The organism is Aquiflexum gelatinilyticum, assembly GCF_024813435.1.
Lineage (GTDB): Bacteria > Bacteroidota > Bacteroidia > Cytophagales > Cyclobacteriaceae > Cognataquiflexum > Cognataquiflexum gelatinilyticum.
Map to the genome: position 1 here is coordinate 245,554 of NZ_JANAEZ010000008.1, position 12,755 is coordinate 258,308.

Sequence of the window (12,755 nt, forward strand, 5' to 3'; positions counted from 1 at the left end):
ACAGCAGTAATCGCCTGATTTTCTATAGAAAGGATGAAATTAAAAATTGAATTATTAATTCTTTTTATATTTCTTTACAGGTAGAAATCTAAAATCTCGCACTCTAAAATTTCCATAATCACTCCATTTTTATCAAATGAGAAAATTAGCTTTGATTTTTTTGCTTTCAATGATGGCCTTTGAAGCTTATTCACAAAGCTTTTACAGGTATAGATTTGATGCGCCATGGTCGGTTTCCGTGGCTGCCGGTCCGACCCAATATTTTGGCGAACTTTATTCTCTTTGGAAATACAATGAAGGAATCCAACCTGATTGGAATGCAAACATTGCGGTAAGAAGAACTTTAGGAACCTATATCAGGGCAAGGGCAGAATTTACCTATTACCAGATTTCGGGCCAAGACCCTCCTGCTGATCCAAGAAGTAACAGAGAACCGAGAAACCTCCATTTCAGGGCAAGAAACTGGGAAGCCAGTGTGATCGGAGAGCTTCATCTCAAGCCTGTCAAAGTATACAACATTACAAGAAACTTCATCAACTTCTACGGATTTGCCGGCGTAGGTGTATCAAGCAATACTCCAAAAGCCGAACTTAACGGTTCATGGGTTGATCTGAGACCACTACAATTGGAAAACAACCCGTATGATAAATACATTTTTGTATTTCCTACAGGTATAGGGATGAAATACAAGCTGAATGTGTATACGGATTTGACGCTGGAAATGAATTACAGGTGGACAATCACGGATTACATGGATGACATCAGTGCTTATAATGTAAAGGAGTTTTACCAAGATCTGGTAAATGACTATGGCGTAAACGGCGATGGTCCAAGACCTGACAGACTGAGATTGGCTATCAGAAACCCTAATTTTGTAAAGGACAATGGGGAACCGGATGTCCAAAAAATTCTTGACAATGGCGGAAGGATCAGACGAGGTTCAGGTCTTGATGAGCGTTTTGACGGTTTTATGTCCCTGAATATCGGCCTTGAACTTTATCTTTCCCCTGATATCTGGGACAACTGGATTTTTAGGAACAGGGTGAATGAAAAGAGCTTCAGGTTCTGGTAAAATAAAACCATTTGAGATTTTTTAAAAAGTGAAAGAAATTCTTCACTTCCAATGGCCTGAAAGTAGGCTGAAGGCCTAAAAAGATAAATACTCATAAGGTGGTCAAAAATATCCAAAGTTTAGAGACTTCCAAAATGAAAACCGGTCATTCGGGTAAGGTTTCTTTTATTTAGACTTATCCATTAAACCAAATAAGGGAATGACAGCCTATTCCCGTGTTTTTTCCTATTTTTGCAAGCAATTCTCAAAAAGCAACGCAATTATTCCATAATGGCTGATTACAATTTTCAGGAAATAGAAAAAAAGTGGCAAAACTACTGGGAACAAAACCAGATTTTCAATGCCCAAGTTGACCCATCCAAGCCAAAGTTTTACTCCCTAGACATGTTCCCCTATCCTTCCGGAGCGGGCTTGCATGTCGGTCATCCACTTGGATACATCGCCTCTGATATCATCACGAGATTCAAGAGATTGCAGGGATACAATGTCCTTCATCCGATGGGATATGATTCATTTGGTCTTCCTGCGGAGCAATATGCCATTCAAACCGGACAACATCCTGCCATTACCACCGAGCAAAATATACAGCGCTATACCGAACAACTGAAGAATATCGGTTTTGCATTTGATTGGGATAAAGAAGTCAGGACTTCCGACCCGAGCTATTACCGCTGGACACAGTGGATTTTTATGCAGCTTTTCAACAGCTATTATGATAAGGTTGATAACAAAGCCCTGAGCATTGCTTCATTGGTAGAAAAGTTTTCTGTGGAAGGAAACGCCAATGTCCATGCGGTTTGCGATGAAGATACACCCGAGTTTTCTGCCGCTGATTGGAACAATTTTACCGAAAAAGAACAACAGGAAGTATTATTAAAATACCGCTTGACTTTCCTCGCGGAGACCACCGTCAACTGGTGCGCAGCCTTGGGTACGGTACTTTCCAATGACGAAGTCAAAGACGGTTTCTCCGAACGAGGAGGCCATCCTGTCGAGCGCAAAAAAATGATGCAATGGAGCATGCGGATTACAGCCTATGCAGACAAATTGCTTCAAGGATTGGAAACAGTAGAATGGTCCGAACCCATCAAGGAAATGCAGCGAAACTGGATTGGAAAATCCATCGGTGCAGAGATGGTTTTTCAGGTCAAAGGACAGGATAAACTGATCAAAGTATTTACTACGAGGATAGACACTATCTATGGTGTGACATATTTGGCATTGGCGCCTGAGCATGATTATGTCGGCGAACTGATCACCGAGGACCAAAGGAATACCGCCGAAGCCTACATCGAGACTGCAAAAAACCGCTCCGAAAGAGACCGGATGTCAGATGTCAAAACCATCTCCGGGGCATTTACCGGATCTTATGCCATCAATCCTTTCAACGGAGAAGAAATCCAAATCTGGGTTGCTGATTATGTTTTGGCAGGATATGGCACCGGGGCAGTCATGGCTGTACCTGCGCATGATGAGCGGGATTATAACTTTGCAAAACACTTTGGATTAGAGATCAGGCAAGTAATTGCCGGAAGTATGGAAAACGGTTCATTTCCCGGAAAAGGTGGAACCATCATCAACTCGGGGTTCATCTCCAATATGGAAATGAAGGAGGCGATGAACAAGGCCATCGAATTCCTAGAAGAAAAGAAAATCGGAAACGGCAAAATCCAATACAGAATGCGTGATGCCATCTTTACTCGTCAGCGTTATTGGGGTGAGCCGCTACCTGTTTATTTCAAAGATGGCTTGCCTTACCTGATCGAAGAAAAAGACCTGCCATTAGTTTTGCCTGAGGTGGATAAATATTTGCCTACCGAAGATGGAGAACCGCCTCTTGGCAGGGCAAAGGACTGGACATACAAAACTGCTGAGGGAGAATTTCCATTGGAAATGAGCACCATGCCAGGGTGGGCAGGTTCAAGCTGGTATTTCTTCCGTTACATGGATCCAAGGAATACTGAAAAGTTTGTCTCCAAAGAAAAGGAAAACTATTGGGGTTCGGTAGACCTATATATCGGAGGTGCTGAACACGCCACCGGGCACTTACTCTATTCCAGGTTCTGGACCAAATTCCTGTATGATATCGGTGCGGTAAGCATCGAGGAGCCTTTCCAAAAGATGATCAATCAGGGAATGATTCAGGGTAGGTCCAATTTCGTGTATCGGATCAAAGGTACAAATACCTTTATCAGCTACGGATTGAAACAACAATATGAAACTTCAGCCATGCATGTCGATGTGAATATTGTCAACAATGACCAGCTCAACATCGAGAAATTCAAAGCTTGGAGACCTGATTTGGCGGATGCAGAATTTGTGTTGGAAGATGGAAAATACATCTGTGGGGCAGAAGTGGAGAAAATGTCCAAGTCAAAATACAATGTGGTCAACCCGGATGACATCATTGAAAGATATGGCGCCGATACGCTGAGATTGTATGAAATGTTCCTTGGACCTTTGGAGCAATTCAAACCCTGGAATACCAATGGCATCGACGGCGTATCCAAATTCCTGAAAAAGCTTTGGAGACTGTACCACGATAACAACGGGGAATTCAGCGTTTCCGAAGAAAAGGCCGGCAAAGAAGAACTGAAAACCCTTCACAAAACCATCAAAAAGACTCAGGAGGATCTGGAGACTTATTCCTTCAATACTTCTGTGGCGTCTTTTATGATCTGTGTGAATGAATTGTCAGCATTGAAATGTAACAAAAGAGAAATCCTTGAGCCTTTGGTAGTAATCGTTTCTCCTTATGCGCCACATATCGCAGAGGAACTTTGGACGCTGATGGGCCACAAAGGATCGATCATTTATGCCTCATTTCCTGAATTCAAAGAGGAATTTTTGGTAGAAAACAGCCATGAATATCCCGTTTCCATCAACGGAAAAATGAGAGCAAAGCTCCTGCTTCCACTTTCACTTACCAAAGAAGAAATCGAAGAAGCAGCGCTAAAAGACGACACTGTACTCAAATGGACTGAAGGTAAAGCACCTAAAAAGGTGATTGTGGTACCTGGAAAGATTGTGAATATTGTGATTTGATGGGATTAGAAAATTGGAAGATTGAAAAATTGAAAGATTTCAAGGTTATCACATTCCAAAAACTCATTAACAATTAATCATTAACCAACGCTAATGAACCGCTTCTTCATAGCTTTTGCAGCCATCGTCTCCTCTGGAATATTTACTTATTCCTATTGGAGGGAATGGATTGGCTACAAATTCCTCAATGAAGATTTGATCCTGCAACCTGTAGAAAAAACAGAGGTCCCCTACTTTCATGCTTCCGAAGAAATGTATCTAAAGGTCTTGTTGGTATTCGGATTGGTTTTTGGTCTGATATTCATCGCATCCATCATATTGACTTATAAACAAAAATGGGGTTGGGTTTTTGGATGTTTCGTTCTTAGTATGTTGAGCATATTGGCCGTCATGATCAATGGCGCCATCAAATAAAAAAATATTGACATCAATTCATTCATCATGGAAATAGTAAAAAATGCAGTAGTCGGACTGACCTACGAGCTTAAAGTCAGCAAAGAAGAAAACGAAATCGAATCTGTTCCATTCAGTGTGGAGATCAGGGACAATGAAGATCCCTTTTACTTTATATTCGGATTCAGTGGATTGCCGGAGAAGTTTGAAGAACTGTTAGCCGGAAAAAGCCAAGGCGAAAGTTTCAACTTTACCATCTCTGCCCAAGATGCCTATGGGGAACCTGATGATGAAATGATTATGGCTTTACCTAAAGCACAGTTTTCTGCTGAGGCAGGATTTGAACCAGAGATGCTGGAAGAAGGCAATTTCCTTCCTTTGGTGGATGAAAATGGCTATCCAATGCAAGCCAAAGTGCTGAAAGATTTGGGTGAGGAGATTTTGTTGGATTTCAACCATCCTTTGGTGGGTTTTGACCTGCACTTTGATGGGGAGGTATTTGAAGTTCGGGAAGCAACACCTGAGGAACTTGACCACGGTCATGTTCACGGAGACCACGGACATCAGCATTGAGTTTTAAGATTAAGCCTTTTCCAAAGTCCTAAACTTTGGAAAAGGTGATTTCCTTCTCCTCTTCCCATTTCAAAAACACTTTTTCACCTTTTTCAAACACCCTTTTTTTATCTTCCACCTTCCATAAAGCACCATCCGGCAATTTGACTATCAGTTGGTTGTAATGTACCAAATAGAGCTTTTCGATGATTTTTGCGGGAATGCCACTGGTTTTGAAAAGATAGATATCTGAAGGCCGGATATAGGTTTTTTCTTTATTTGGGATAGGGTTCAAATGGCTGAAGAGCTTGGCTGCATACAGGTTTTTTGGTTTGGAGAAAATCTCTTCAGGATGTCCTTTTTGGATCAGTTTCCCTTTTTGCATAATCACCAAGTCATTGGTCATCTGTAACGCATCATCGAGGTCATGTGTCACAAAAAGTACAGTGACTCCAAGATTTTGAAACATGGTTTTGAGTTCCATAATCAACTCCCTGCGCTGAATCGTATCCAAACTTGAAAACGGTTCATCCAACAACAACACCTGAGGTTCCACACTCAAAGCCCTGCCTATCGCAACTTTTTGTTGCTGTCCACCTGAAAGATGTCTCGGGAATTTATCCCTGAAGGCTTTCAGACCCAACAACTCCAACAGCATTTCCAATCTACTTTCTTTGTATTTCTTGTCAAAAAGCAGCAATGGCCTCAAGATATTCTCCTCGACGGTTGATTTGGGATAAAGGTGGTAATCCTGAAAGACGAGTTGGATTTCGTCAATTCCTGGAACTAGTTGTTCTTTGGGGTTTTGGATTCTGTTTCCATCCAGATAAATCTCGCCTTCATTCCGGCTTTCCAATCCGGCAATAATCCTAAGCAAGGTACTTTTGCCGGAACCGCTTTCGCCCACCAAGGAAATGATCTGACCTTTGGGGATGTCCAAAGAAAAATTCTTGATTACCGGAAGCCCCTCCTGAAAGCTTTTATGGATGGCGTCGATCTTGAGATAGCTCATAGTCTTAATATACTTTCTTTGGTTTTCTTTGGCAAGCTCTCCAAAACCAACTCATACGAATGGTCAACCAATTCCAAAATCAACTTATCAGAAACAGATCCATCAAACATTACCGTATTCCAATGTTTTTTATTCATATGATATCCTGGTACAATTCCGGAGTAATGCTCTCTGAGCTCTGCAGCCCTTTCTGGTTCGCACTTTAGGTTGACACTTTCAAAAAGCTCAATATCAATGATGGCAAAAATCTTACCTCCCACTTTGAAACAAAGGGTATTTTCGTCAAATGGTGTTTCCTCAGAAGTGCCAAGTTTGGAAAGACAAAATTCCCTGAAAAACGAGATGGTCATCGAAAGGAGGATGTTTAGAGCTAAGGAGGTTATTGGTTATTTGCTTAAAGGTAAAAAGTAATAAGTTAGAAGTAAAAGGAAAAAACCAGTAGCTTGAATTAAGAGCAGCGCTTCACTGTATAAATGATGATTGCTGCCAAAAACATCAGAATGGAAATTTTGTTGATGCCATGCATCATCCTGAGGTTAAAATTGGAAGGTTTGTTGGGATCCGGTTTTTGAAAAACCCGAACAAAATAATGACTTACTTCCCCAAGCTTAAAAAATTCTTTTAATCTGCTGTTTGACATATTTATGGTTTTTAGAAATTGGTTATTGAATTATTGGTGCGAATCCAATCGTATTGATTTAACTTTTTTTAAATAAGTTAACAGACCACAGTCGACTGTCCACCACGTGAAATTGATTTTTCAAAACATATCTCAAAATCTCAATGGATTAGGGACTGAAAACTGAGACTGACCACTGTTTTCTGACCATTGAATCAAGCTTCCGGTTCGATCCACATTCCGTCTTTTCTGATAATTTCGATCAGTTCGTCCACAGCCCTTTCGGAAGGAACTGATTTTTTGACTACTTCTTTCCCTTTATATAAGGTGATTTTCCCTTTTCCCGAACCGACATATCCGAAATCTGCGTCTGCCATTTCGCCAGGGCCATTTACTATACAACCCATGATGCCGATTTTGACGCCTTTGAGGTGGTCAGTTCTTTTGCGGATCATTGCGGTTGTTTCTTGCAGGTCAAATAAAGTCCTGCCACAGGAAGGGCAGGAAATGTATTCGGTTTTCGACATCCTGGTACGAGCTGCCTGAAGCACTCCGAATCCAACTGAATTATGCAATTTGATCTGATCCAGAACCGTTCCCCGATCTTTATTTTCATAGGCTCCGATCCCCAACATGATACCTTCTCCCAAACCATCGACCAATAAACCCCCGACATCAGTAGCAGCATAAAGCATGGTCTTGTCAGAGTCCTGAACAGGATAATTTACAAGGACAACAACGGGAGCAAGGCAATGGTTTTCCATCAATGTGATAAAAGTTCGTCGGAGTGCCGCCATTTTATGTGCATTGTTACTTTGCAAAATCACCACAACATCTTTCCTCCCTTCCAGATACGGGATAGATTCCATTACCTCCAAATCAGAAATCATTAAGAAATTCAATCCATAATGGAAACTTGACGAAGTCTTGAATTCTGATAAAGTGAAAGCCGGAAATTTGTTGACCTGATCTTCAGACAATTTCCATTTACTAAAATATTGGATTTCCTTCATTCCGTTTGGTAACATAAACGGAATCGGATTAGCCCCCGAAAACACGTAATCTGCTCCCTGATCGTTCATTTTCCATTTGTCCAATTCAGGCAAATAAAAATGGCCGATATGCTTCATTTCCTTTTCTGTCATGTTTTGGACAGCAGAGATATCCGCAATTACCCTTGGGACATTGCTTCCCCCAAAATTAAATACTTCGATTGTATCTCTTTTATTATGTTCAAAAGGAGTGATCGGAAAATGATGAAGTTCCGGAATAGAATCATGTTTTGCTCTTTTGACATATCGGTCGACCAAAGATTGGGCTACAGGAGCTTCAAATTCCGGATCTTCAGTCAGGGAAACCCGGACCGTATCTCCCAAACCATCTTCCAACAATGTTCCTATACCGACCGCTGACTTGATCCTTCCATCTTCACCATCTCCGGCTTCAGTCACTCCCAAATGCAAAGGATAAGGTTTAAAACCACCTTCATCCAGCTTTTGGACCAACAACCTGTATGCCTGTACCATGACCTGTGTATTGGAAGATTTCATCGAAATCACAATGTCATAATAACTTTCATCCTCACAGATTCTCAAAAATTCCAAAGCTGACTCCACCATTCCAAGTGGTGTGTCACCGTACCTGCTCATGATCCTATCGGAAAGCGAACCGTGATTGGTACCTATCCGCATGGCGGTTCCGTGTTCTTTACAGATTTTGACTAGTGGAAGAAACCTTTCCCTGATGCGATCCAATTCTTCCTGATAGCTTTCGTCAGTATATTCTATAACCTCAAATTTCTTTTTGTCGGCGTAGTTTCCCGGATTGATACGGACTTTCTCTACGATTTTGGCTGCGATTTCTGCAGCATTGGGAGTGAAGTGGATATCCGCCACCAATGGCGTTTCGTAACCTCTTTTCTTAAGTTCTTCTTTGATGTTTCGAAGATTTTCTGCCTCCTTGATACTAGGCGCAGTAATTCGGATCAGCTGACAGCCGCTTTCGATCATGCGGATACATTGCTCGACAGAACCAAGGGTGTCCATGGTGTCCACAGTTGTCATCGATTGGACGACGATAGGATTGTCACCTCCAATGAATACATCGCCAACTTTGACAGGAATGGTTTTTCGCCGGGAATACTCCGTCAGGCTATTGCAATACTTTATTTTATCCAACAATGATTTGGTTTCCATACTGTTATAAGTCTCCTAATTGAGGTCTGATCACTATTTCTTCAACAACAGAATAAGGCGAAAGGTTATAAGCCGCCCAAACTGACTCGGCTACATCAGTGGATTTCATAAACCGCTCTTCGGGAATATCCACACCTTCCCAACTTGCGGTGTAAGTTGCTCCGGGTAATACCGAAGTCACTTTGATGTTGTAATTCTTTAATTCTTCTCTCAGGCATTTGGTAAATCCCAACATGGCCCATTTTGATATGGCATAGCTTCCACCGTTGGCATAGGCAGTCAATCCGGCAATGGAACCGATGGAAAAAATATGTCCTGATTTTCTTGCGATCATTTCCCCGGTAAATGCCCTTGTGAGGTAATAGGCAGAGAAAAGGTTCGTATGCATCATCAATTCAAAATTCCCATCGGGTTCTGAATGGATTGATCCAGGAAAAAAAACACCAGTGTTGTTGATTATCACATCAGGAATTCCGAGCAATTTGACTTCCTCCGAAAATGATTTCACTTGGTCTTTTTTTGACAAATCTGCACTGAAAACATTTATATTCTGAGTAGGAAACCTTGATTGAAAATCAGATTTCAATTCCTCCAAATCTACTTGGTGTCTCGAACAGGTAAACACGTCAAACCCTTCCTCTGCAAATCTTTGGATGATGGCCCGGCCAATCCCCTTTGTCCCTCCTGTTACCAATATACTTTTTGTCATTTTCCGATAAATGCTTTATGAAAATTGAATCATTCCAAAATATCATTCTGGTCAACAAATTTGATTGCTGTTCCAATAGTTAGTATGACAACTATCTATCGGAAACAAAGTTACATTTTTTTAAAAACTTTGCGAACTTAAACGTTTATTCCCGGGAGCTATAGGTTTTTTGTTCTTAATTTTAGCGATATGGAAACTCAGCAAACAGACAGGTTGGAGTTGGCTGCGCACTTTGTAAACAGCACCAACAGCCCTATTTTTTTGACAGGCAAGGCAGGTACAGGCAAAACAACATTCCTCCGAAAGCTTTCAGAACTTACCCATAAGCGATTTGTGGTCCTTGCACCAACCGGAATTGCCGCTTTACATGCCAAAGGGGTCACACTTCATTCCCAGTTTCTGCTACCTTTTGGCACTTTTCTTCCTACCCGAGAACCTGAAGGTAATTTCAGTAACAGTGGAAACTTCTTTACCCAGTACACATTGGGAAGGAGACATCCTTTGAATATGGCAAGGAAAAAGGTCCTCAAAGCTGTAGACTTGCTCATCATCGACGAGGTGAGTATGCTGCGGGCAGATATTCTCGATGCTATCGACTACCGAATGCGAAGTGTCAAAAGAAATTTCGACGAACCATTTGGTGGGGTTCAGGTGCTGATGATTGGGGATTTGTTTCAGTTGCCGCCGATCGTCAAGGACTATGAATGGCAGTTGCTGAACAAATTTTATAAAAGCATGCACTTTTTTGAAGCTCAAGCTATCCGCCAATCCGGAATGGTCTATTTGGAATTGGATAAAATATTCCGCCAAAAAGACGAAAAATTCATTACCATTCTCAACCATCTCCGTGACAATGAGGCCAATGAAGAGGACATTTCCTTTTTGAATTCTTTTTATAAAACCGAGGAGGAAATCAAAAACCTTCAAGATACCATCATCATTACCACGCACAATTACAAAGCAGAAGAGCACAACCAAAAAGAACTTGCTGCACTGAAAACAAAAGCGCACACCTTTGAAGCGGTGATTGAAAAAGATTTTCCGGAAAGCTTATATCCTCTGCCCAAAGTCCTTGAATTAAAAGAGGGCGCGCAGATCATGTTTATCAAAAACGATACAAGCGGCTACTCAGAATATTTCAATGGAAAAATGGCGACAGTCAAAAGTATCGAGGAGGGCGTGATCAAGGTAATTTTGGCAGACAGCAGGTTAGAATATACTTTGAGGAAGGAGGTTTGGGAAAACAAAAAATATGTCGTCAATGAAGACAGCAAAGAACTTGAAGAGGAAGTAATTGGGACTTTTGAGCAATATCCCATCAAGTTAGCCTGGGCAGTTACAGTACACAAAAGCCAGGGATTGACATTTGACAAAGCCATCATTGATGTAGGTCAGGCATTTGCCCCGGGTCAGGTATATGTTGCCTTGAGCAGGTTAAGGGGATTAGAAGGACTGACGCTCCGGACCAGGATTCAACCCCATGTCATTAACAGCGACAGGGATGTGGTCAATTTTACTCACAGTACCCAAGACCAGGAACCTTTGGAAAAATTGCTTTCTATCCATCAAAAAAGGTATATGTCCAAACTGTTGGAAAGCACTTTTGATTTTGGAGAAATCCTTCAAGCCATCACTACCTTCAATAAAGACGTTAGTGGAACCTTGGAATTTGAAGACGCAGAAATGCAAAAAGCCATCCCAGACATTTATGAAGGAATTCTTCAGGAAGGTGAAAATACGTACAAATTTCAAAGGCAGCTTTTGCATATACTTCATTTGAATGAGGAAGATAAACTTCTAGATCGCTTGGAGAAAGGAAGTTCTTACTATGCCAAATTGTTACAGGAAAGCCTCAGAAAGCTTTTGGTCCATGCTGGCGAGGTGGAAAGGTTTACTAGGAGCAAAAGCTATCTTGAAGGAATCTCTGAAATTGAGTTGATGGTATATAAAAAACTATCAGAAGTCAAAAAGGTGACATTCCTGATTCCTGCCATCCTCAATGGGGAAGAAATTGGAAAAATGGAAAAGGTAAGCCAGGAACTGATCCACCTTCGCCTTTCCTTAGCACAGGATGCCAAGCAAGCCGCCAAAGACAATCCAAAGTTTGCCTCCAACAAAACCGGCAGAAAGAAGAAAGGAAAAGGCGAAGCAAAACTCAAAAGAGAAAAAGGAGAAACCTATGAAATTACCTACGAACTGAGTCAAAGCGGAAAATCAATTTCAGAAATTGCTTCAGAAAGGGAACTTGCCGAATCCACAATTCGAGGTCATTTGGCTAAAGGGATAACAGAGGGAAAAGTCTCTATCCATTCGCATTTATCTCAAAAGGAGATCGAGGAAATCGGGAACCTTATCCAATCCAAAAATGGGGATATTGTCTTGGTCGGGCAAGAATTCCCTGCAAAGTATGATTATGGGACTTTAAAAATGGTTGCCAATCACTTAGCAAATCTAGAGAAGGAATAAAGTCCAATTTTTCCGATACCAAAATTACCTATCTTATTAAATTGAAAAATATAATGATTAAAGAATATGAAATCTGAAGAGTTTATAAGGGCAATAAAAATAGTGGTGTCGGATTCAACAAAAAATGCTGTGTTGAATAATCTTTCTACTCCACCGGGGAAAAAGCCAGAAAAGGATTTGGTTGAAATTTCTAGCTGGTACAACAATTTGAATCAACGAGAAAAATCAGTCATTTATAAAATAGTTGAATTAAGTGTAGAAACAAGTGTATTCGGATTTTTATGCGTTCTTGACGGAGTAAGACAAATTGAAAATGTTGGAGATAAGGGGGCATTAAAACTCTATTTTTCCAAAAATGATTCGATGAATTTGTTAAATGACCACAATGAAGAATATCTTCATGATATCTATAATTCTTTATGAAAATTTTAAATGGTGAAGTGAAAAGGGGTTTCACTTTATACCAATTATTAGCTTTAACTTATTCCTGAATTCCAACTTTGTCCCTTTGTTTCTTTGTTGTTGAATAAAATAGTGTGGTAGCAGATAGGCTATCCCTAAACGAAAAAAGACCCTCAGGTATGAACTGAGGGTCTGAATAATGTGGCGGCGGCCTACTCTCCCGGGTGTAACCCCAGTACCATCGGCGCTGCAGGGCTTAACTTCTCTGTTCGGGATGGGAAGAGGTGGGA

Annotated in this window: 11 protein-coding genes and 1 rRNA gene; 6 read left to right on the plus strand and 6 right to left on the minus strand. The window is 41.0% G+C overall.

Annotation, left to right across the window (positions count from 1 at the left end; translation table 11 throughout):
• The first annotated feature begins 136 nt into the window (after window positions 1–136).
• The 4 genes from NK987_RS17305 to NK987_RS17320 all read left to right on the plus strand — a co-directional run bounded on the left by NK987_RS17305 (window position 137) and on the right by NK987_RS17320 (window position 5,083).
• The gene (locus tag NK987_RS17305) at window positions 137–1,072 is read left to right on the plus strand and encodes a hypothetical protein (protein WP_259264879.1); all 936 of its coding nucleotides are present in this window, start codon (window positions 137–139) and stop codon (window positions 1,070–1,072) included.
• Window positions 1,073–1,342: 270 nt separating this feature from the next.
• On the plus strand, window positions 1,343–4,117 hold the full coding sequence (gene leuS / locus NK987_RS17310) for a leucine--tRNA ligase (protein WP_259264880.1): 2,775 nt from the start codon (window positions 1,343–1,345) through the stop codon (window positions 4,115–4,117).
• Between the two features lie 93 nt (window positions 4,118–4,210).
• Window positions 4,211–4,531 carry a hypothetical protein gene (locus tag NK987_RS17315; RefSeq protein ID WP_259264881.1) on the plus strand — a complete coding sequence of 107 codons (321 nt, stop codon included), beginning with the start codon at window positions 4,211–4,213 and terminating at the stop codon, window positions 4,529–4,531.
• A gap of 27 nt (window positions 4,532–4,558) precedes the next feature.
• Window positions 4,559–5,083 (plus strand): FKBP-type peptidyl-prolyl cis-trans isomerase, encoded by a 525-nt coding sequence (locus NK987_RS17320; RefSeq protein ID WP_259264882.1) that lies wholly within the window; start codon window positions 4,559–4,561, stop codon window positions 5,081–5,083.
• Between the two features lie 28 nt (window positions 5,084–5,111).
• Here NK987_RS17320 and NK987_RS17325 read toward each other — a convergent pair whose 3' ends face one another.
• The 5 genes from NK987_RS17325 to NK987_RS17345 all read right to left on the minus strand — a co-directional run bounded on the left by NK987_RS17325 (window position 5,112) and on the right by NK987_RS17345 (window position 9,597).
• Entirely contained in the window at window positions 5,112–6,074 is a 963-nt protein-coding gene (locus NK987_RS17325) for an ABC transporter ATP-binding protein (RefSeq protein WP_259264883.1), read from the minus strand.
• Window positions 6,071–6,424, minus strand: coding sequence for an MmcQ/YjbR family DNA-binding protein (locus NK987_RS17330; protein ID WP_258423955.1), 354 nt, complete (start codon window positions 6,422–6,424; stop codon window positions 6,071–6,073). The genes NK987_RS17325 and NK987_RS17330 overlap by 4 nt, the downstream gene beginning before the upstream one ends.
• Before the next feature lie 98 nt (window positions 6,425–6,522).
• Entirely contained in the window at window positions 6,523–6,714 is a 192-nt protein-coding gene (locus NK987_RS17335; protein ID WP_259264884.1) for a DUF6728 family protein, read from the minus strand.
• A gap of 194 nt (window positions 6,715–6,908) precedes the next feature.
• The gene (gene ispG / locus NK987_RS17340; RefSeq protein ID WP_259264885.1) at window positions 6,909–8,888 is read right to left on the minus strand and encodes a (E)-4-hydroxy-3-methylbut-2-enyl-diphosphate synthase; all 1,980 of its coding nucleotides are present in this window, start codon (window positions 8,886–8,888) and stop codon (window positions 6,909–6,911) included.
• A 4-nt stretch (window positions 8,889–8,892) separates the two neighbouring features.
• Window positions 8,893–9,597, minus strand: coding sequence for an SDR family oxidoreductase (locus NK987_RS17345; protein WP_259264886.1), 705 nt, complete (start codon window positions 9,595–9,597; stop codon window positions 8,893–8,895).
• 189 nt (window positions 9,598–9,786) lie between these two features.
• Here NK987_RS17345 and NK987_RS17350 point away from each other — a divergent pair, with 189 nt between their 5' ends.
• Entirely contained in the window at window positions 9,787–12,063 is a 2,277-nt protein-coding gene (locus NK987_RS17350; protein ID WP_259264887.1) for a helix-turn-helix domain-containing protein, read from the plus strand.
• Between the two features lie 66 nt (window positions 12,064–12,129).
• Complete coding sequence (locus NK987_RS17355; RefSeq protein WP_259264888.1) at window positions 12,130–12,486, plus strand: hypothetical protein; 357 nt, start codon at window positions 12,130–12,132, stop codon at window positions 12,484–12,486.
• 178 nt (window positions 12,487–12,664) lie between these two features.
• Here the strand turns inward: NK987_RS17355 and rrf are convergent.
• Window positions 12,665–12,755, minus strand: a 5S ribosomal RNA gene (gene rrf / locus NK987_RS17360); the annotation flags it as partial.

Bases quoted from the DNA above. Each gene is read 5' to 3' on its own strand.
- NK987_RS17305 (WP_259264879.1), top strand. From the start codon at position 137: ATGAGAAAATTAGCTTTGATTTTTTTGCTTTCAATGATGGCCTTTGAA.
- leuS (WP_259264880.1), top strand. From the start codon at position 1,343: ATGGCTGATTACAATTTTCAGGAAATAGAAAAAAAGTGGCAAAACTAC.
- NK987_RS17315 (WP_259264881.1), top strand. From the start codon at position 4,211: ATGAACCGCTTCTTCATAGCTTTTGCAGCCATCGTCTCCTCTGGAATA.
- NK987_RS17320 (WP_259264882.1), top strand. From the start codon at position 4,559: ATGGAAATAGTAAAAAATGCAGTAGTCGGACTGACCTACGAGCTTAAA.
- NK987_RS17325 (WP_259264883.1), bottom strand. From the start codon at position 6,074: ATGAGCTATCTCAAGATCGACGCCATCCATAAAAGCTTTCAGGAGGGG.
- NK987_RS17330 (WP_258423955.1), bottom strand. From the start codon at position 6,424: ATGACCATCTCGTTTTTCAGGGAATTTTGTCTTTCCAAACTTGGCACT.
- NK987_RS17335 (WP_259264884.1), bottom strand. From the start codon at position 6,714: ATGTCAAACAGCAGATTAAAAGAATTTTTTAAGCTTGGGGAAGTAAGT.
- ispG (WP_259264885.1), bottom strand. From the start codon at position 8,888: ATGGAAACCAAATCATTGTTGGATAAAATAAAGTATTGCAATAGCCTG.
- NK987_RS17345 (WP_259264886.1), bottom strand. From the start codon at position 9,597: ATGACAAAAAGTATATTGGTAACAGGAGGGACAAAGGGGATTGGCCGG.
- NK987_RS17350 (WP_259264887.1), top strand. From the start codon at position 9,787: ATGGAAACTCAGCAAACAGACAGGTTGGAGTTGGCTGCGCACTTTGTA.
- NK987_RS17355 (WP_259264888.1), top strand. From the start codon at position 12,130: ATGAAATCTGAAGAGTTTATAAGGGCAATAAAAATAGTGGTGTCGGAT.